General features: G+C 56.2%; 20 protein-coding genes. 10 read left to right on the top strand and 10 right to left on the bottom strand.

Translation table 11 applies throughout. The features are described from left to right. Positions 1–16: 16 nt before the first annotated feature. From GS636_RS13595 to GS636_RS13585, 3 genes are all read right to left on the bottom strand, one after another. Positions 17–1,534 carry an FHA domain-containing protein gene (locus GS636_RS13595; RefSeq protein WP_171669862.1) on the bottom strand — a complete coding sequence of 506 codons (1,518 nt, stop codon included), beginning with the start codon at positions 1,532–1,534 and terminating at the stop codon, positions 17–19. Positions 1,535–1,610: 76 nt separating this feature from the next. After that, positions 1,611–2,078, bottom strand: coding sequence for a hypothetical protein (locus GS636_RS13590; protein WP_171095067.1), 468 nt, complete (start codon positions 2,076–2,078; stop codon positions 1,611–1,613). Between the two features lie 59 nt (positions 2,079–2,137). Then, positions 2,138–2,842 (bottom strand): hypothetical protein, encoded by a 705-nt coding sequence (locus tag GS636_RS13585; RefSeq protein ID WP_171095069.1) that lies wholly within the window; start codon positions 2,840–2,842, stop codon positions 2,138–2,140. Positions 2,843–3,003: 161 nt separating this feature from the next. Between GS636_RS13585 and GS636_RS13580 the strand changes: the two genes are divergently transcribed. Together GS636_RS13580 and GS636_RS13575 are read left to right on the top strand one after the other, a co-directional pair. Then, positions 3,004–3,555, top strand: coding sequence for a hypothetical protein (locus GS636_RS13580; protein ID WP_171187777.1), 552 nt, complete (start codon positions 3,004–3,006; stop codon positions 3,553–3,555). Next, positions 3,552–4,295, top strand: a complete 744-nt coding sequence (locus GS636_RS13575; protein WP_171095071.1) for an FHA domain-containing protein — start codon at positions 3,552–3,554, stop codon at positions 4,293–4,295. Before GS636_RS13580 ends, GS636_RS13575 begins: the two co-directional genes overlap by 4 nt. Before the next feature lie 133 nt (positions 4,296–4,428). Here the strand turns inward: GS636_RS13575 and katG are convergent, their stop codons facing one another. Then, a complete protein-coding gene (gene katG / locus GS636_RS13570) occupies positions 4,429–6,609 on the bottom strand; it encodes a catalase/peroxidase HPI (RefSeq protein ID WP_171669861.1) in 2,181 nt (726 codons plus the stop codon). A gap of 107 nt (positions 6,610–6,716) precedes the next feature. Here katG and GS636_RS13565 point away from each other — a divergent pair, with 107 nt between their 5' ends. Then, positions 6,717–7,649: a hydrogen peroxide-inducible genes activator gene (locus GS636_RS13565; protein ID WP_171669860.1), complete on the top strand. Its 933-nt coding sequence runs from the start codon at positions 6,717–6,719 to the stop codon at positions 7,647–7,649. A 52-nt stretch (positions 7,650–7,701) separates the two neighbouring features. On the opposite strand, the gene GS636_RS13560 is transcribed toward GS636_RS13565, so the two are convergent. Genes GS636_RS13560 through GS636_RS13550 form a run of 3 tightly spaced genes read right to left on the bottom strand, consistent with a single transcriptional unit; the run spans position 7,702 to position 9,556 of the window. Beyond that, the gene (locus tag GS636_RS13560; RefSeq protein WP_171669859.1) at positions 7,702–8,037 is read right to left on the bottom strand and encodes a carboxymuconolactone decarboxylase family protein; all 336 of its coding nucleotides are present in this window, start codon (positions 8,035–8,037) and stop codon (positions 7,702–7,704) included. Positions 8,038–8,048: 11 nt separating this feature from the next. Next, complete coding sequence (locus tag GS636_RS13555) at positions 8,049–8,807, bottom strand: amino acid ABC transporter permease (RefSeq protein WP_171669858.1); 759 nt, start codon at positions 8,805–8,807, stop codon at positions 8,049–8,051. A gap of 8 nt (positions 8,808–8,815) precedes the next feature. Further along, positions 8,816–9,556, bottom strand: a complete 741-nt coding sequence (locus GS636_RS13550) for an amino acid ABC transporter ATP-binding protein (RefSeq protein WP_171235849.1) — start codon at positions 9,554–9,556, stop codon at positions 8,816–8,818. A 121-nt stretch (positions 9,557–9,677) separates the two neighbouring features. On the opposite strand from GS636_RS13550, the gene GS636_RS13545 reads away from it, so the two are divergent. Then, positions 9,678–10,448 (top strand): transporter substrate-binding domain-containing protein, encoded by a 771-nt coding sequence (locus GS636_RS13545; protein WP_171669857.1) that lies wholly within the window; start codon positions 9,678–9,680, stop codon positions 10,446–10,448. Between the two features lie 103 nt (positions 10,449–10,551). Here the strand turns inward: GS636_RS13545 and GS636_RS13540 are convergent, their stop codons facing one another. Next, the gene (locus GS636_RS13540) at positions 10,552–11,262 is read right to left on the bottom strand and encodes an aspartate/glutamate racemase family protein (RefSeq protein WP_171669856.1); all 711 of its coding nucleotides are present in this window, start codon (positions 11,260–11,262) and stop codon (positions 10,552–10,554) included. Further along, complete coding sequence (locus GS636_RS13535) at positions 11,259–11,963, bottom strand: GntR family transcriptional regulator (RefSeq protein WP_171669855.1); 705 nt, start codon at positions 11,961–11,963, stop codon at positions 11,259–11,261. Before GS636_RS13535 ends, GS636_RS13540 begins: the two co-directional genes overlap by 4 nt. 111 nt (positions 11,964–12,074) lie before the next feature. Between GS636_RS13535 and GS636_RS13530 the strand changes: the two genes are divergently transcribed. Further along, positions 12,075–13,769 (top strand): thiamine pyrophosphate-binding protein, encoded by a 1,695-nt coding sequence (locus tag GS636_RS13530; RefSeq protein ID WP_171669854.1) that lies wholly within the window; start codon positions 12,075–12,077, stop codon positions 13,767–13,769. On the opposite strand, the gene GS636_RS13525 is transcribed toward GS636_RS13530, so the two are convergent. After that, the gene (locus tag GS636_RS13525) at positions 13,730–14,650 is read right to left on the bottom strand and encodes a LysR family transcriptional regulator (protein WP_171669853.1); all 921 of its coding nucleotides are present in this window, start codon (positions 14,648–14,650) and stop codon (positions 13,730–13,732) included. The two genes, GS636_RS13530 and GS636_RS13525, sit on opposite strands and share 40 nt — an antisense overlap. Positions 14,651–14,747: 97 nt before the next feature. Here GS636_RS13525 and GS636_RS13520 point away from each other — a divergent pair, with 97 nt between their 5' ends. The 5 genes from GS636_RS13520 to GS636_RS13500 all read left to right on the top strand — a co-directional run bounded on the left by GS636_RS13520 (position 14,748) and on the right by GS636_RS13500 (position 20,078). Then, the gene (locus GS636_RS13520; protein WP_171669852.1) at positions 14,748–15,881 is read left to right on the top strand and encodes an enolase C-terminal domain-like protein; all 1,134 of its coding nucleotides are present in this window, start codon (positions 14,748–14,750) and stop codon (positions 15,879–15,881) included. Then, complete coding sequence (locus tag GS636_RS13515; RefSeq protein WP_171669851.1) at positions 15,878–17,128, top strand: FAD-dependent oxidoreductase; 1,251 nt, start codon at positions 15,878–15,880, stop codon at positions 17,126–17,128. Before GS636_RS13520 ends, GS636_RS13515 begins: the two co-directional genes overlap by 4 nt. Before the next feature lie 52 nt (positions 17,129–17,180). Then, positions 17,181–18,158, top strand: a complete 978-nt coding sequence (locus GS636_RS13510; RefSeq protein WP_171669850.1) for a TRAP transporter substrate-binding protein — start codon at positions 17,181–17,183, stop codon at positions 18,156–18,158. A gap of 69 nt (positions 18,159–18,227) precedes the next feature. Beyond that, entirely contained in the window at positions 18,228–18,761 is a 534-nt protein-coding gene (locus GS636_RS13505) for a TRAP transporter small permease (protein WP_171095088.1), read from the top strand. A 3-nt stretch (positions 18,762–18,764) separates the two neighbouring features. Further along, on the top strand, positions 18,765–20,078 hold the full coding sequence (locus GS636_RS13500; protein ID WP_171095090.1) for a TRAP transporter large permease: 1,314 nt from the start codon (positions 18,765–18,767) through the stop codon (positions 20,076–20,078).

Here is a 20,078-nt window from a genome sequence, read left to right as displayed (position 1 = left end):
CAGTTGATCCCGCAGCCTATGCCCGGACCAGTTTCAGGCGTACGGACCCAAGGCCCACAGTGTCACCTACATTAATCTTCTGCGCGCCTTTGATTTTGCGGTCATTCACAAGCGTGCCGTTCAGACTGTCCAGATCGCTGAGCGTAAACCGCCCGTCCTGAGTTCCGCTCAGCTCGGCATGGACACGCGACACGCCACCGTCAGGGATGACCACTGCGTTAGTGCTGCTGCGCCCCAGTGTCGAACGGCCGGCCGGAACCGGGAAGCGATGCCCGTTATCTACACGCACCAGATAAGCTACCGGAGGTGGTACATATGCTGCGGTTGGTGCGCTGTCTTGTGCAGGCATTTCCGTTACATCCTGCAGATCATCCGGGCCAAGATCGTCCAGATCATCCTCTTCTTCGGTGCCACCCCGGCGCATAAGCAAAACCGCCAGCAAAAGGGCCAGCAGGGCAATAACACCAGCGCCAATATAGACATAAAGCGCAGGCAGGCCAAAAATCAGCGGTTCTTCCTCAGCGGGTTCGGCTGGTTCCTCCGGTTCTACCGCTGCAACGTTTACGGGCTGGAATTCAGCCGAGTAGCTTTTGGTCTGGGTTTGACCAGGCTGCCCAACCACCGGTTCAATCATGTCAATTGTGATCCGTGCCGGGGCCGGATCACCAACCGGCACAATCAGCCCAGAGCCTTTGACAGCGTTTCCGTAGCTGCGGATAAAACTGGAAACAACAGTGTTTGCCGTCTGCTGGTTCTGCAGGAAAACTTCTTCCATCAACCCGTTTTGTGGGTCGGTCAGACGTTTCAAAACATCGATGCCGCGGGTGGTGCGCGCATTGCCTTGCGCGCGCCAGAACATCCCCAAAGCAGAGACCGACACGCCAGCCTTTTCCGCCGCTTCCGAAATTTCTTCGACCGTGGCCAGCCCTTCTTCGTCGCCATCAGTGATCAGGATCAGGTTCTTTAGAAGAACATCGTCCTGCTCGCTCAGCAGTTCTATCGCCCGCGTGGAATTCGCCACCAAACGTGTGTTCTGTTCTTTGATTTCCAGCCCTTCGATTACGTCTTCGGCCCGAGACCGACTGGTGGAAAACGGCGAAAGCTCGACAATATCGTTGCCAAAGCCGTAGATCGCCACTTTCTCATCTGGTGGCAGGTTGGCTACCACGCGTGAAATGAGGTCGCGCTCTCGGGTCCAACTGCGTACGCGACCGCTGCGATCCCCGACCGACAGGTCAATCAGAACCATCGTAGCGGACAGAGTCAGGTTTCCGGGGATTTCATCAACGTCTTTCACGAACTCAAAATCGGCTTGGCTGTCGCCCAAAGACCGAAAACTCATGCCACCCCGTTCGTTGCCCGAAGGGACGCGCACCAGGCAACTGTCTTCTGGCGCGGGCTTTGCAGGAGCGCAATCGAGAATGGCAAGACCCGTCGCTGGCGCGCGTGTCTTACCGTCTTGCGCGGTGGCCGCGCCTGCAAAAAACATTGCAGCCGCAACCGCAATAAATGTGCGTGAAATTCCGTAGGTCACGATCCCAAGACCCCCCTCAGGCAAGACGTCCCGGTCGTCGCATGCGTCGACAAGCGCCGACCTGACGTGTTTCGTATCAGATTGACAGCGCGCGGTAGGCTGACTTGATCCGGCTCAACTCCGACCGCACCACAGATGGGCTGGCCCCTGCGGCGACATCCCGTTCAACAGCATTGAGCTGGCTGTCCAGCGCCTGCACCTGTTGCAGTTTGGCCGGATCCGATGCCGACGCTGCACGCGCCTTGGCCCCTTGCGCCTTTACATCGGCAATCTGCTGCCGCAGCGCGTTAATCTCGCTTTGGTTGGCGTCACGCTGTGCTGCCAACTGTGCGTTGCGCTGTTCAGCAGCTTTGTTCTGGGCCAGAATAGCGTCCGCCTGCGCTTTGTTCTGCGCAATCTGGCGGTCGTATTCACCCGAGTTTAAGTTTGCAATGTTGTCGAAAAGTGTTGCCGTAGTCGGGTCAGTCGACCCTGTACATCCCGCTACTGTGATGACGGAAACCAGTACGAGCGGTTTCGAGAAACGAAAAAGATCAGAGTTCATTTTACACACTTATGATTAGAAAACCCGCGCCTGTCGCCAGGCGCGGGTCAAAGAAATTCTTAAAGAAGGTTGATGGACGCACGTGTGCGCGCAAGGCGATTCTTATTGCTGACTGCCGCGTTGGTTGCGCCACCCAGACCGGGTTGGCCCTTGCTGGATGCGGTGCGCAACTCGGAAATCGTTTTGTCCATATTCTGTTCACTGCGCTTCAGCTCGTTCGACACAACCTGACGGTTCGATTTGATCGCGTTGACGCGCTTGTTGTAAGCGGACTGTGACAATTGCCCACCGTCCAGCTGCCGACGCAGAGACTTCAACTCGGCGTTTTGCGACGCCAGAACCGAACGCAGGTTTGACTGAACCGAATTCAGCTGATTGCTCACGTTGGACAGATTTGCCAGTACGGCCTTGCTGTTGACGATATCAACATTCTTGGCTGCAGCTTTCTTACCAACCTGGTTGCCGCCGACACCACCGATCAAGCCGCCTGCCGCTGCACCAGCGGCACAATCACTTGCACCGCCGCCAAGCAGCAAGGCCACACCACAGCCCACTGCGGCACCGGCCAGTGCGCCCTGCACCGTATTGTTCACGATGATATCCTTTGAAACCTGATCAAGGCTGCGCACCTGTTTCTCAAGTTGCTTTTCCTGCTGCGTCTTACCCGCAACTGCCGACGATGTGGCAGATTGAATTGTTTCTTCAGTACAGGCTGACAGTAGCAATGAAAAAGCGGCAAAAATGGAAATAGCGACTGAACGCATCAAGTAACTCCGTACACATAAATTATTCTTCGTAGTTGATTATGAACTCACATACTTTTTATTTTCAATCAACGATTCGCGTGTTCGCGTGATTAACAAAAATCGATGAAGTTTGGTGCGGCTTATATTATGGACACTTTCTCTCAAAGCTTGGTTACAATATGAAATTACCCTTTGAAGTCAGAGACAAAATCTCTCTTGCAAATGATGTCTTTTCTTTTCTTGGCAACATTGGGGCCGGAATTGGCGCATTGTTGGCATTTCTTGGAATTACCTCTAATTTAGCGAACAATACCACAAATGTCATATTTAATGTTCAGGTTTCTTCACTCTCGCTACCCGTGCGCCTTACACTTCTACTTTTGATTGCAGCGGCTTTGGGATGGGGGATTGGGGCAGTTGTTGGAAAACTCTGCCGTTCCAGAAATGACTCGCTGAGTTTCATAGCGTATATTGTTGCTCTGCTCTGGGGGGGCTTGATGGTCGGGGCGGCTGACTGGCTTGCTGTTGCACCGCGCCATCAAGTGTTGTCCGAGACCTTGTTGTTCACCGTGGCCGGAACCGGACTGGCCCTTTGGATCGCCGGATTCCATTTCCAAAGCGCATCCTCAAGAAGCAAGCGCATACTGCGTGTTCAATGCGATGCGTTGCTTTTGTTTTCGATTGGTTCAGCCTTGTTCTTGGCACTGACACTGTTGGGGGCAGGCACATGAAGCTTGGTGGTCCATTAGATTCCAAAAGCGCGGCACGCTTGCTGAGCGCGGCCGCAATCCTCGACTTCATGTTTCTTGGCTTTGTGCTGGCAACGATAGAACCTGTCTTGCGTCAGGAGTTGGGGTTGCGTCACGTCGGGCTGGCCTTGCCGATCGGGCTCTATGTGGCTCTTGTACTGATCTATTGGCTGATCTGCGAAGGGTTCCTAGGTGGGCTGAGCCTTGGGCGCTACGCCATGCGCCTGAACATGCGGGACAAGCAAGGTAAACCCATTTCACCTGTGCGGCGATCCACCCGCGCCGTCAAAAAGATCATGTCTCTGGGCCTTACAGGAATGAACCCCAATGCCGTTTCGGGATATGACCGAGCGGCTGAGGTGACATGGTACAGCCCCATGGCACCGCGCCCCCTGGCCTATTGGCAGCTTGCCGTAATGGATGGCCCGGATCGCGGCAAGGTCATCGAGTTTCGGAAGGTGGCGGGCTTGCAGAAATCCCATCAAATCAAGATTGGCCGCGATCCAAACTGGGCAGACCTGGCACTGTCCCGCAGCGAAAAAGCTTCGGGCCAACACTGTGTGTTAAGGGTTGAAAAGAAGGGTGTTCTGTACATCCGGGACATGAACTCTTCCAACGGCACCTGGACAGGTGGTCGCCGGGTTGGACCCGAGAAATGGATGCCTCTGGCACCAGACGGTCGGTTCCGCGTTGGGAATATAACGGTGGCTGTGCTGCGGTAATGCGATCATAAACCGCTGTTTCAAGGACCAAACGCTCCAGCTTAGTTTCGCTGGCTGGCAACCACGTTGAACCAGTTAAACGACTTTCAACAGAAAACCAGGCGAGGGAATCCTCGCCTGGATTTTTCATACTTTAGGCGACCAGATCAAACCGGTCGTTGTTCATTACCTTGGTCCACGCCGCAACGAAGTCGCGCGCGAACTTCTCGGCGTTGTCATCCTGAGCATAGACCTCGGCATAGCCACGCAGGATCGAGTTCGAGCCGAAGACCAGATCAGCACTGGTGGCCGTGAACTTGACCTCACCGGATGCGCGATCACGCAACTCGTAGGTGCCACCCTCGACCGGATGCCAGCTGAGCGACATATCCGTCAGGTTGACGAAGAAGTCAGTGGTCAGCTGTCCGACACGGTCGGTGAAGACACCGTGCGCCGATCCGCCATGATTGGCACCCAGAACACGCAGGCCGCCGACCAGAACGGTCATCTCAGATGCCGTGAGGCCCAGCAATTGCGCACGGTCCAGCATCATCGCCTCGGGCGACACGGCGTATTCCTTCAACTGCCAGTTGCGGAATCCATCAGCCAGTGGTTCAAGCACCGAGAAGCTGTCTGCGTCGGTCTGTTCGTCTGTCGCATCGCCGCGACCAGCCGAGAAGGGAACCGTGACATTAAAGCCTGCAGCCTTGATCGACTGTTCCAGACCGACATTGCCTGCCAGAACGATCACGTCAGCGACCGACGCTCCGGTTTCAGCAGCGATCGGCTCCAGCACGCCCAGCACTTTTGCCAGACGCTCAGGCTCGTTGCCCGCCCAGTCTTTCTGCGGTGCCAGACGGATGCGCGCACCATTTGCGCCACCGCGTTTGTCAGACCCACGGAAGGTGCGGGCGCTGTCCCAGGCGGTGGTGATCATCTCGACTGCAGTCAGGCCGCTGTCCGCGATCTTTGCTTTGACCGCATCAACGTCATATCCAGTCGAACCTGCAGGGATCGGATCCTGCCAGATCAGGTCTTCTGCGGGCACGTCCGGACCGTAGTAGTTAACGCGTGGGCCCATATCGCGGTGGGTTAGCTTGAACCACGCACGGGCGAAGGTGTCCGCGAAATAGTCCGGATCGGCCATGAATTTCTGACAGATCGCGTTGTAGGCCGGATCAACTTTCATCGCCATATCCGCATCGGTCATCATCGGCATCCGGCGGACAGACGGGTCGGTCGGATCGACCGGCTTTTCATCTTCCGGCATGTCGATGGGCTGCCACTGATGCGCGCCAGCGGGCGATTTGCCCAGTTCCCATTCGTAACCGAACAGATAGTCGAAATAGCCCATATCGAACTTCAGCGGCTCTTTCGTCCAGGCTCCTTCAATGCCTGATGTGAACGCGTTGGTCGCCTTGCCGTTCTGATCAGGATTGTCCCAACCCAAGCCCTGGCCAGACACAGGGCAGGCTTCGGGCTCGGCACCGATGTTGTCACCCGCCATCGCGCCGTGCGCCTTACCGACCGTGTGACCACCGCATGTCAGCGCTGCAGTCTCTTCGTCATCCATAGCCATACGAGCAAAGGTTTCACGGATATGCAAAGCGGTACGTGCCGGGTCCGGGTTGCCGTTCACACCTTCGGGGTTCACATAGATCAGACCCATATGTACTGCGCCCAGCGGGTTTTCCAGCGTGCTGGGTGTTTCCAGATCGCCATAGCGGCTCTCGGACGGGGCCAGCCATTGGTTTTCTGAACCCCAGTACACGTCTTTTTCCGGGCCCCAGATATCTTCGCGGCCAAAACCGAAACCAAAGGTTTTCAGGCCCATGGATTCATACGCAACAGTGCCCGACAGGACGATCAGGTCAGCCCAGGACAGTGCGTTGCCGTATTTCTTTTTCACCGGCCACAGCAGACGGCGCGCTTTATCCAGGCTGGCGTTGTCTGGCCACGAGTTCAGCGGAGCAAACCGGATGTTGCCCGAACCCGCGCCGCCACGGCCGTCACCCAGGCGATAAGAGCCGGCCGAGTGCCACGCCAGACGGATCATCAGGCCGCCGTAGTGACCCCAGTCCGCCGGCCACCAGTCTTGACTGTCGGTCAACAGCGCCTCGACATCGGCGCGAACGGCTTTGAAATCCAGACCTTTGACCGCTTCACGGTGGTTGTAATCCGCATCCATCGGGTTGGTGCGCGTGTCGTGCTGGCTCAGAATGTCCAGGTTCAGCGCATCCGGCCACCATTTGGTGACAGAATTGCCCGTGCCTGTGTTCCCGCCATGCATAACAGGGCAGCCGCCGGATTGGTGATTGTGAGGGTTACCGTCCATTGTAAATCTCCTGAGTATTTACCTAGGGGTTTAGATAGGTTGACTCGTACCCGACCCAATCGATAAATGGAAATTTGTAATTTCTATCATTGTGATTAGTTTTTCAAATGAAAGCACTGACACTCAAGCACCTGCGTTACTTCGAGGCCCTTGCCACTCATGGTCACTTCGGCAAAGCCGCGGCGGCCAGTGCAATCTCGCAACCTGCCCTTTCCATTCAGATTAAAGAGTTGGAGGCCATAATGGGCGGTCCGCTGGTAGAACGCGCCGCGCGTGAGACCCGGCTGACGGCACTTGGAGAAGACGTTCTGAGCCACGGCCGAGAAATCCTGATGCGGGTCGAAGATTTGGGCAATCTGGTACAATCACCGTCCGGCCCATTGTCAGGCCGTTTGCGTATAGGCGTTATCCCAACAGTGGCGCCTTACCTGCTGCCGTCGATCATCAAGGCTTTGTCGCAGCGATTCCCACAGCTGACAATCGAACCCAAAGAGACCATCACAGAGTCGGTGATCCGGGAAATTCTCGACTCGCGGCTGGATGTCGGCGTTGTCGCCCTACCTGTTTCCGAGCCCAGCCTTCGGGAGTTTTCGCTGTTCAACGAAGACTTCTTACTGGTCCGCCCGGCACAAGACGCCAGCCTTCCCATTCCCAGTTCGTCGCAGCTCAGAACAATGCGGTTGTTGTTGCTGGAGGAAGGCCATTGTTTCCGTGACCAGGCCCTGTCTTTTTGTTCGATCCGCAATATCGAACCGCAGCAGATCATGGAGGGAAGTTCGCTTTCCACACTCGTGCAGATGGTTGGGGCCGGGATTGGCGTGACGCTGATACCGGAAATGGCAGTCGGCTTGGAAACCCGTTCCGCCGATGTTTCAATCGCCCGGTTCCAGGACACACCGCCTGCCCGGACGATTGGATTGGTCTGGCGCAAAACAAACCCGCTCAGCGAAAACCTTCTTAAGATCGGTGCAATTGTGCGCAAAACCGCGGAAGAGAATATTCTGCACGCGGGGCAAAATGGCCAAGCGATCGCTGATTGAGTGTGAGGCGAGGTCAGCCAGGCCTTTCAGCGCGCATCTGGCTGTCTGACGCTCACGCAGAAAAAACATCATAAGCTTTGAGAGCCTTTGCACTGTAAGCATAGGACGGCCCGCCGCCCATATAGGTCGCCATGGCCAACGCCTCGCACATCTCTTCGCGCGTGGCCCCCAGACGAACAAGCGACTTCACATGAAACCCGATGCAGCTGTCACAACGGGTCGCGACAGCGATGCCCAACGAGATGAATTCCTTGGTCTTTTCGCTCAATACACCGTCGGACTTGGCGGCCTTGCCCATGATGCCAAAGCCACGCACCGTTTCGGGAACCTCTTTCGAGAAGGTGCCGATGTTGGCCTCGGTCTCGGCCATGAAATCTTTCCAGTCCATAAGTAAGCTCCTTATCCGCGCTCATCTGCGCCCATGCGGCGTTCCAACCAGCGCACACCAGCACTGATGATCAGTACGAGGATCAAATATTCAAAGATCAGCAGTGTGTAGATTTCCAGCGGGCGGTATTCCGTCACCACCAATTCATTCGCGCGGCGAGTCAATTCCTGCATCCCGATAACGCTGGCAAAGGCGCTCATCTTGACGATGTAGATGAACTGGTTTGCCAACGGAGGCAGAATACGCCGGATCGCCTGAGGCAGGATCACGTAACGCATGGTCTGTACATAGTTCAGACCTATGGTTTGCGCCGCTTCACGCTGACCGCGCGCGATGGATTGAATACCCGCACGATAGATCTCGGCGGTAAAGGCACTGTCCGAAATCGCAAGGGTGATGATCGCGCCCCAGAATGGATCGATTGGCACGTTCATTCCCATCGACTGGAACACGATAGGCAATCCATAAAAGACCCAAAACAGCATCGGCAGCAGTGGAATGGCGCGGATGAATTCCACGTAGACCCGGTTGATCAAACGCCAGCCGCGTTTCTCGGACAGGCCCGGCAATGCCACCATCAATCCGATGACAATCGACAGAACTGCGGCAATAAGAGAGATCTGTATCGTCGCCCACATGCCAGAAATCAGGAATTTAACATTGGTCCAGCCCGATGCCGTGGTAGGGTCGATCACATACCAGCCCCAAGTCTGGGACGAGGAACAACCCGCCAGCAACAGCAAGGGCGCTATCAGAAGAAGTTTTTTCATAGCCCCTCTCAGTGCTGCAATATCTGCGACAGGAATTTACGACACCGCTCGGATTGCGGGTTAGTGAAGAAATGCTCGGGCTTGCCCTCTTCGACGATCTCGCCCGCGTCCATGAAGATCATCTTGTCGGCCACTTTGCGCGCAAACCCCATCTCATGGGTTACAACAACCATGGTCATGCCTTCATTCGCCAATTCGACCATTACATCCAGCACTTCCGAGATCATTTCGGGATCCAGGGCCGAGGTCGGCTCATCGAACAACAGCACGCGCGGTTCCATACAAAGGGATCGTGCAATGGCGACGCGTTGTTGTTGACCACCGGACAACTGAATGGGTTTTTTGTCCGCCTGATCAGGGATGTGTACGCGCTCCAGATAGAGACGTGCCTTTTCCTCGGCCTCCTTACGGCTCAGACCCCGCGCTTTGATCGGGCCCAGAGTCAGGTTTTCCAACACGGTCAGATGCGGAAACAGGTTAAACTGTTGAAACACCATTCCAACCTCGGACCGGATCGTCGCCGCAGATTTTGCATCATCCGTAAGTTCGACCCCATCCACGCGGATGGTTCCTTTCTGGTGTTTTTCCAACTGGTTGATACACCGAACGACGGTTGACTTACCTGAGCCCGAAGGCCCGCATATCACCACCTTCTCGCCGCTGTTGACCGTCAGGTTTATATCCTTGAGTACGTGAAACGTGTCGAACCACTTGTTCACGCCCACAAGTTCAATTGCGGCGTCTGGCATAAGCTGGTCTGCCCTTGTTTTGGTCAAGTTGTAATATTTTCTTGAGGTTATCTTTCTCTTTCGGGTTAAATCAATGATGAACACGGCGGCAAGACATAAACATCACCAACGGGAGAAAGCGATGAACACTTTTTTGAAAGCAGCGGCAGCAGCCGCGCTGGGTCTGGTATTGTCAGGTGCCGCACAGGCGCAATCCGCACTGAACGAGATTCTGGATTCCGGCGTGCTTAAAGTGGGCACCACCGGTGATTGGAACCCCATGTCGCTGCGCGATCCGGCCACCAACAGCTACAAAGGCTATGACATCGACATCATGAACGAGTTGGCCGCCGATCTGGGGGTTGAGGTCGAATATGTGCCGACCGATTGGAAAACGCTGGTCAACGGCGTGGTGGCGGGCAAGTACCACCTGACCGGTTCGGCCTCGATCTCTCCGCCGCGCATGAAGGTCGCCGGTTTTTCGGATAGCTACATCGCGGTGGAATTGTTCCCGTACACGACCAAGGATAAGGCGGACAAATTTGACGGCTATGATTCAATCAACCAACCGGGCGTGACGGTCGCCACCACGCTGGGCACGACGTTTGAAAAGCGTGTGCGTGAATGGTTCCCGAACGCCGAGATTAAAGTTGTCGAAGCCCCGGCCCGTGGTTTTCAGGAAGTGATCGCTGGACGCGCAGATGTGTTCATCACGTCGAACATCGAAGGATCGACACTTGAGGAGAAGTTCCCTGTGGTCCGTGTCAAGAATGCAGGTCCCCGGTCGCCGTCGCCCATCGCGATGATCCTGCCGCAGGGCGATCAGGTCTGGATCAACTACGTGAACAACTGGATCGAAGTGAAAAAAGCGCAGGGCTTCTTCGAAGCTAACCGCGCGAAATGGGGTCTCTGATCCCTTTTCAGAAAGACCCTGCACCTTAACGCCCGGTCTTCAGGATCGGGCGTTTTCTATTTTGACGTGACTGGGCAAAGTGCTTTGCGCACTAATTTTTCGATTAATACGTCCGCGGAACCAGACCGGCCTGAAACCATTGAATAAAAGAGACGATAGAAAACACGGGCAACCCAGTAGCCTGTTGGATAACGCGTGCATAGGGGCACATATTTGTGCATTCCAGCACGATTGCACCCAAGTCAGGGTTGTCCGCAACCAAGGTACGCGCCGCCTGTACATTGTCTTCGCGCGCTTTCTGAACATCCAGCCTTAGCTCATTTCCAAGGATCGCGCGGGTGAACTCCTGCCCGCCTTCGGTTGTGCCAATCGGGGTATCCAACGGCACGTTGGCCGCGCGCAGATGATCTTTCGTCAGGGTCGAGGCTGAAATGGTCAAAACCCCTGCGCGCTTGCCCGCAGGCAGGATGCGGTTCACCATTTCTACCTGCATCAAGGACGATGTTGCCACCGGAACCGGGACGGCTTGGGCCAGTTCTTTCTGGAACAAGGACAGGAAACCGCAATTGGTGGTTATGCCATCCACACCATCCCGCACCAGATCCTGAGCCGCCTCGATGAACGGATCCAACATCCCCTCGGCCCGGTGCCGAACCACCCGATCCGGCGAGGCATCGCGGACAATGCGATAGAGCACCGGAAACGGCCAAGTCAGCGCGTTGCCCATGTCACCCGGGATTCTCGGGAACTGGGCATCCAGCATCAGAATACCGACGGATGCGCCGTAGATGGATTTTCCCCCCTGCGCGATCATCCCTCGACCTCCTCGATTATCCGGGCCGAGATTTCTTCGGACCCTTCCATATAAATGCTGCTAATCCCGTGACGTACAGCATCCTGCACCTGATCCATGCGCTTGGTGATATGGGCACCCAGAACATGCGCGGCCTCTTCCGCGTTCCGTGCGACCAACGCATGCATAACTCGCTTATGTTCGTCTTTTGAACGGTGCACCCGGTCCAAACTCATGGAGATCCAGCGGATATAGCGGATGCGCTCGTTGATCCGCGTCAGAGTTTGCAATAGCTCCATATTGCCTGACAGTTTGGCTATCCCAAGGTGAAACGCCTCATCCCGGCTGACTGCTTCTTCGACGGTCAGGCCGGTGATATCGATGCCTGCTGAGTAAAGCTCATCCCGCAGATTCTGCAGGTCTTTGTCAGAGGCCTTGGAACACGCCGCACGCGCGGCGGCAGTTTCGATAATCTGGCGCAGCTCGAAAAGGTCAAACACGCTTTGCGCATCCAACGGGCGGCAGAAAAACCCTTGCCCGGGGCGAAAGTCAAAAAGCCGCTCGGCAACCAGCCGGTTCAACGCCTCGCGCAGTGGCGTTCGGCTGACGCCCAGATCCTTGGACAGAGCGACTTCGTTCAGACGATCCCCGGGGCGCAGACGAAACGAAACCGCCATCGCCTTAACCTGATCATATATGTCGTCGACCCTTGGACCCGCCATTAACCTGCCCTTCCTCTTGTTTGCCACAGGTGCCACAGGCAGAGCTTGAAATCAATATACAAAACTGTATACAGTTCTGCGTACAGTGTGGAATCGAGAGGCTCGTAGATCATGACAGGGACGAATTATCTGACCGGGGCAGAGGCTATGGTGCGTATGCTCGAGGCACATGGCGTGAAGCACATGTTCGGTCTGTGCGGCGATACCACCTTGCCGTTCTATGACGCTCTGGCCCGCATGGATCACGGTATTCAGCACATTTTGACACGGGATGAACGGCACGCAGCCTATATGGCGGATGGTTACGCGCGTGTGACAGGAAAACCCGGTGTCTGCGAAGGTCCCTCGGGCGGTGGCGCAACTTACATTCTGCCCGGCGTTGTCGAAGCCAATGAAAGTTCCGTTCCGATTCTGGCGATTACCTCGGACGTCGCGACAACCAGCCGGGGCAAGTACCCGTTGACCGAGCTGGATCAGCCTGCCCTGTTCAAGCCGTTGGCCAAGTGGAACACCTCGCTGGACGACGCCGCGCGGCTTCCGGCCATGGTGCGGGCAGCCTTCCGGGCAATGACAACGGGCACGCCGGGCGCCACGCATCTGGCTTTGCCCTTCGACACGCAAAAAGCGCAGGTGGATGAGGCCGAAATCTGGGCGGATGACAGGCATCGCAGCTATCCTGCCGAACGCGCTGCCCCGGACATGGATGCGATCGAAGCCGCGGCGGATATTCTGGCGCGAGCCAAATCCGCTGTTGCGGTCTGTGGCGGGGGGCCAGTTCTGTCAGGTGCAACCGACGCACTGCGACAGGTCGCAAATTTGTTGGACATGCCCGTTGCCACAACCGTTTCCGGCCAGGGTTCCATCGCCGAAACCGACCCTCTGGCTTTGGGCGTTGTCGGGTCTAACGGAGGTGTGCCCGCAACACGTGCCGTCGTGGATCAGGCGGATGTTGTTCTGTTCATAGGCTGCCGCGCCGGCTCGGTCACAACCGAACGGTGGAGAAGCCCAGGGCGCGATGCCACGATCATTCACATCGACAGCGATCCCATGGTGATTGGCGCAAACTACCAGACCGAAGTAGCAATCTGCGCAGATGCCTGTTTGGCGCTCGAGGCTCTCACCCGCGCTTTAGAAGATCGGCAAGACCTGAACGCACAAGGCGGGGCGGATAAAGCCCGTGCCGCGTGGGATGCCAAGCTGGCCGCTTTCGCGCCACTGGCCGCAAGTCGTGAAATGCCGATCCGGCCCGAAGCTGTCATGGCTGCGTTGATGGATATTCTGGATGACGACGCAATCGTTGTGGCGGATCCAGGCACTCCCTGCCCCTATTTCAGCGCGCATTTTCGTTGGCGGACATCGGGACGGCAGTTCATCACCAACCGGGCGCATGGCGCTCTGGGCTATTCATTAGGTGCAGCGATGGGGGCACATGTCGGGCGTCCGTCGGTCAAGACCCTGGCCGTCATGGGCGATGGCTCGTTCGGCTTCACATGTGGCGAGTTCGAAACGATGGTGCGGCACAAAATGCCTATCACTTCGATTGTCTTCTCTAACGCAGTCTTCGGCTGGATCAAAGCGGGTCAGGATGCGGGCTTTGGTCAAAGATTCTACAACGTTGACTTCAACCGCACGGATCATGCCGCAGTCGCGTCAGCATTTGGTGTGAAATCATGGACGGTTAAAGACCCCGAAGACCTGCCAAAAGTCCTGAAGCAGGCTATCGAACATGACGGCCCCACGCTGGTCGACATCCTTTCGCAACAGCTTCACGAAGCTGTTGCGCCAGTATCCGAATGGGTAGCGTAAGAGGCGATTGACGGGATCAGCTGATCCAGAAACTCCTGAGCGATCCTGGATAAGGGGCGACCTTTTGCTGTGATGATTGCAAGCTCCAACATGACTGCGGGTTTGAAAGGGCGGGTTTGATATCCGCTCTCTTCATCAAAGGTAACGGTGAAGGGATCGATCATGGCGACCCCCATGCCTTGCTTCACGAAGCTCAGCAGGTTTTCTGACAAGTGTGTGTGAATCTGCGTTCGCCATGTACGCCCGGCACGTTGAAAGATGTCACGGGTTTTACGATGCGTCTGGTGTTCCGGGCCCATGACAATAAAAGGCTCATTTTCCAGAATTTCTGGCGTCAGAACGTCATGCGCTGACAAAGGACTGTCTTCCGGGAAAGTGGCCAGCGTTTCGAACTGAAACACCTGATAGTTCAGCGTGTCATGCAAAATGGGCATCTCGACAATGCCGATCTCAAACAGGCCAGACGTCACCCATTCTTGAATCTTCGACGAATATTGCGACTGAAAGCTGACGGACAGGTTCGGGCGACTTTCGGCAAACCGCGCGATCTCACGTGGCATGAAACCAAATGAAAGCAGGTGTGGCGCAGCAACCTGTAACTGACCGGGATGCTTGTTTTGCAAATCCGTTACCGCCTGCGCAACATGATCCAACCCACGCACAACAGTGTCGACTTCGCGGTACAACAACTCGGCTTCGGGCGTGGGCAAAAGACGCCCCTTGTTGCGTTCGAACAAAGGTAATCGCGCCTCGCGCTCCAATTGCGCCAAAAGGTTGCTGATGCCGGGTTGCGAGATGCCAAGAACCGATGCTGCGCCGGTCACGGTTCCGGTTTCCATGATGGCGTGAAAGGCTTGAAGCTGACGAAAGCGCAATGACATTTGTATTGTATCATTTTTTCTGATGAACTGTCGAAGATATAGTATTTGAAATGATATGCCGGTCAAGGCAGGCTTCCGCACATCTATAGGGGGCCGAATGAGCGATCTGTCACAAAAAATCACGGGCTATGACCTATGGCACCTCAAGCTTCCAGTGACCTCGCGGCGGGATCACGGCATTGGATCCGTCGAGGGCGTTTGCGAAATTGTTATCCTACGGCTGACATCCGAGGACGGCTCTCAAGGGTATGGCGAAGCATCGCCCTGGTCAGTATTTACCGGCACGCCAGAGGCGACCTTTGCTGCGCTCGATCGGTATCTGCGCCCACTTGTTTTGGGCGCAAAAGTCAGCGACAGATCCGCGATCATGGCGCGCGCCGCTTATGCTGTGGCGCATTGCACCGAGGCCAAAGCCGCACTGGAAACCGCGCTGCTGGATCTTACAGGCCGGATCAGTAACGTGCCCGTTTGGTCCTTGTTGGGCGGGAAATGCCGGGACGCAATCCCGCTGAGTTGTTCCATCGCCAACCCTGATTTCTCGCAAGACGTCGACCTGTTGGCACGGTTGCAGGACGATGGTGTCCGGATTGTCAAACTCAAGACCGGGTTCAAGGATCACGCCTTTGACATCATGCGACTGGAATACCTTGCCCAGAACTGCCCCGAGTTTTCGGTGCGCGTGGATTATAACCAAGGACTCAGTATCGAGGATGCCCCGGCCCAGGTCCGCGACGTCGCCCGGTTCGATCCGGATTTCATCGAACAACCCGTGCGCGCTCATCACTTCGGCATGATGGCCAAGCTGCGCCAAATGACAGATGTGCCTTTGCTGGCAGACGAGAGCGTTTTTGGCCCCGAAGACATGGAGCGTGCGGCACGCGAAGCGATTTGCGACGGTGTTTCCGTCAAGATCATGAAATCCGGCGGCCTGACGCGCGGTCAAACCGTTGCGCGTATTGCGGCGGCTCACGGCCTGACAGCCTATGGTGGCGACATGTTCGAGGCTGGCCTGGCCCATTTGGCCGGCACGCACATGATTGCCGCGACACCAGAAATCACTCTGGGCTGTGAGTTCTATCAGGCGTCGTATTTCCTGAAAAAGGACATATTGGAAGAACCGTTCCAGATCAGGAACGGGCAAGTCTGCGTGCCGGATGGCCCTGGGCTTGGCGGCAAACCCGACTTGGACAAACTGAACCACTACGCAATTTCAAAGGCGGTGGCGGCGTGAGCGAGAAGAAGACCATAGCCATCATCGGGGCTGGAATTGTCGGAGTCTCCGCGGCTATCTGGCTGCAGCGCGACGGTCACGATGTGATTTTGATCGACAAGGCCGGGCCTGGCGAAGGAACCTCGCATGGCAATGGCGGCGTGCTTGCGTCATGCTCTATCGTGCCTGTGACGGTTCCGGGACTGCTCGGCAAAGCGCCGAAGATGCTGTTAAGCCCCTCTCAGCCGCTGTTCCTGAAATGGGGGTACTTACCGAAGTTATTGCCATGGCTAAGGCAGTATTTAAGCCATGCAAACGCCACAGACGTGGAGCGGATCGCAGCAGCCCTGACGCCCATCGTGGGCGACAGCCTGAACGACCACAAGGCGCTGGCCGCCGGAACTGGTGCTGACAAATGGATCGTCCCCAGCGATTATCTGTTCCTTTATGAAAACCGAGCCCATTTCGAAGGCGATGCCTTTGGTTGGAGCATTCGGCGTAAGCATGGCTTTGCGTGGGAAGAACTGGAAGGCAAGGCATTCCACGATTACGATCCCGTGTTCAGTCAGGATATTGGGTTTGCGGCCAAGCTGTCAGACCATGGCCACATCACCGATCCGGGGCGATATGTCAAAGACCTAGCTGCACATGTTGAAGCGCAAGGAGGTCGGATCATCCAAGCCAATGTCGAAGACGTCACGCGCGAAGGCGGAAGCGTAACAGGCGTTCGCACGAGCGGTGAAACCATTGCGTGCGACACAGCTATCGTGACGGCAGGCGTCTGGTCAGGACCATTGGCCAAGCGCCTGGGGGTTTCGGTCCCACTTGAAAGCGAACGCGGGTATCATCTTGAATTGGTGGAACCTTCTGCCATGCCGCGCAGCCCGGTCATGGTCGCATCGGGTAAGTTTGTTGCAACACCCATGGATGGGCGCATACGCTTGGCAGGCATTGTAGAGTTCGGAGGGCTGGATGCACCGCCCTCTCGCGCGCCGTTTGAATTGATGCGCAAGAATGCCCGGGCAGCTTTCCCGGGCATAACATGGAAGGAGGAAGTGGAATGGATGGGGCACAGGCCCGCCCCGGCTGACTCGATCCCGATCATTGGCGACGTGCCCGGCATCAAGGGGGCCTATATGGGCTTTGGGCACCATCACATCGGCCTGACAGGCGGGCCAAAAACCGGACGCCTTTTGGCCCAGATGATCGCGGGCAGAACTCCAAACGCGGATGTGAGCGTCTACGCGCCGTCACGCTACGCAACATAAGAACAAGCTGATGAAAAACATCGGCGTTTCAAAATTCAATAGGGAGAAAACGATGAAAAAACTGACAAATCTTCTGGCAGCGACCGCTTTGACCGCAGCTGCGGCGGCACCGGCCATGGCGGAGAAATGGGACATGCCGATGGCTTATTCGGCGTCAAACTTCCACTCGGCCACAGGCGCGGAATTTGCCAAATGCGTGACCACAGGCACTGGTGGTGAGATCGAGATCGTCACACACCCTTCCGGTTCACTGTTCAAGGGTGCCGATATCAAACGCGCAATTCAGACAGGGCAGGCCCCGATTGGTGAACGTCTTCTGTCCGGCCACCAGAACGAAAACGCGCTGTTTGGCTTTGACTCGATTCCGTTCCTCGCGACCTCTTTCGAAGACAGCGCCAAGCTTTGGGAGGCCGCCAAGCCATCTATTGAAAAAGTACTGGCCGAACAGAACCTGACGTTGCTTTACGCTGTACCGTGGCCGCCTCAGGGTCTGTATTTCAAGAACGAGGTAAACTCGGTCGCTGACATGAAGGGCATCAAGTTCCGCTCATACAACAATGCGACCTCGCGGTTGGCCGAGCTGACCGGGATGCTACCGGTGACGATTGAAGCGGCGGAAATCAGTCAGGCCTTTGCGACGGGTGTGGCAGATTCGATGGTGTCATCGGGATCGACCGGTTATGACCGCAAAGTCTGGGAAAGCCTGAACTATTTCTACGAAGTCGATGCCTGGTTGCCGCGCAACTACGTGATGGTCAATTCAGATGTCTGGTCAGGTGTGTCTGATGCCAACAAGAACGTCATCAAAGGCTGCGCTGAACTGGCAGAGTACGCAGGCAACTGGCGCGCTAAGGAATATACCGGGTTCACCCTGCAGGGTTTGCGGGATGGCGGTATGACTGTTGGTCCGGCCTCTGAACAGATGACCAACGAGCTGAAAGAGATCGGCGTGACCATGACCAACGAATGGCTGGAAGCTGCCGGTGATGAAGGCAAAGCCATCGTCGACGCCTTCAACGCGTCTCAGTAACCTTTCGATTTGGGCGGTGGTTCATCCGGCCGCCCTTTTCGCATCCAATCAAAAAACAGCGGGGACAGCATGGCGGTTTTGCGAGGGCTTCGGTCCGTACTCGACTTCATCTATCTAGCGGCAGGGGTTTTAGCGGCACTCAGCCTGATCGCCATTCTGTTGCTGATCGTCGTGCAGATGCTTGCCCGCTGGACCGGTGAAGTGTTTCCCGGAGCACCCGACTATGCCGGTTACGCGATGGCCGCAGCATCTTTTCTGGCTTTTGCTAATGCACTGAACCGGGGCAGTCATATCCGGGTTTCCATCCTTCTGAACGCCGTTCCGGATGGGGTAAGGCGTATTCTGGAGGTCTGGTGCTTCGCCATCGGCACCGCTGTCATGTGGTATTTTTGCTGGTACGCATATCGCTTTGTCTATTGGAGCTGGAAGTTTAACGACATTAGCCAAGGCCAGGACCGAACTGCCCTTTGGATCCCACAATCCGCGATGCTGTTAGGCGCAGTCATTCTGGCCATTGCACTGACTGATCATTTAATCCACGTGCTTTTCAAGGGCGAACACCGCATCGTCCGCGATCTCGCCGATCAGAGCCACGGAGAGTAAATCATGGAAAACCTCTCTGTCATCATCCTCTTTCTCTTTGTTCTTTTCACTTTGCTGGGCACCGGCGTCTGGGTCGGGTTGGCCCTGATGGGCGTTGCCTGGGTCGGGATGGAACTGTTCACCACCCGCCCCGTCGGGGACGTGATGATCACCACCATCTGGTCGGCGTCGTCGTCGTGGACTCTGACCGCCCTGCCCATGTTCATCTGGATGGGTGAAATCCTGTATCGAACGCGATTATCGGAAGACATGTTCAAGGGCCTGTCCCCGTGGATGGCCCCTTTGCCAGGCGGGCTGGTACACACCAATATCGTTGGTTGCACGGTTTTTGCAGCCGTCTCGGGCTCTTCAGCGGCCACGCTGACAACGGTTGGCAAAATGTCGATCCCTGAACTGCGCAAGCGCAATTATCCCGAACGCATGATCATCGGAACATTGACCGGCGCGGCGACACTCGGGCTGATGATCCCGCCCTCGCTGACCCTGATCGTCTACGGTGTGACAATCAATGAATCCATCACCAAGCTGTTCTTTGCCGGGATCCTTCCCGGTCTGGTTCTGGCGGCGATGTTCATGGGATACGTGGCGATCTATTCCAAACTCGGCAAAGACTGGAGCCCCAATACCGAAGCCAAGCTGAGTTTCTCAGAAAAGATCAAGAACTCTCGCTTCCTTCTGCCTGTAATCCTTTTGATCATGGTGGTTATTGGGTCGATGTATCTGGGATATGCCACCGCGACCGAGGCCGCGGCTTTTGGGGTCATCGGCGGGCTGCTGTTGGCGGCGGGTCAGGGATCTTTGAGTTGGAAAACCTTTACCGAAAGTCTGATGGGGGCCACTCGCACCAGCGCGATGATTGCGCTCATTCTGGCGGGCGCGGCGTTCCTTTCGCTGTCCATGGGCTTTACAGGCTTGCCGCGTGGTCTGGCCGATCTGATTGCTGGCTGGGAACTGACCCGGTTCGAACTGCTCATGGTGCTGCTGGTTTTCTACATCATTCTGGGTTGTTTTCTGGACGGTATCTCTTCGGTCGTACTGACAATGGCGGTGGTCGAGCCCATGATCCGCGACGCCGGGATCGACTTGATCTGGTTCGGCATCTTCATTGTGGTCGTCGTCGAGATGGCGCAGATCACGCCTCCGATCGGGTTCAACCTGTTTGTGATGCAGGGCATGACCAACCACGAGATGAGCTATATCGCGCGGGCGGCCATTCCAATGTTCCTGATCATGGTTCTGATGGTCTTTATCCTGATCTGGTTCCCTGATCTCGCGACCTGGTTGCCTGAAAACCTGCGACAAAGCCCTGGCGGATAA

Origin of the sequence: Ruegeria sp. HKCCD4884, assembly GCF_013110855.1 — a bacterium.
In the GTDB taxonomy this organism is placed as follows: domain Bacteria; phylum Pseudomonadota; class Alphaproteobacteria; order Rhodobacterales; family Rhodobacteraceae; genus Ruegeria.
This window is presented reverse-complemented; position numbering and strand designations above follow the sequence as displayed.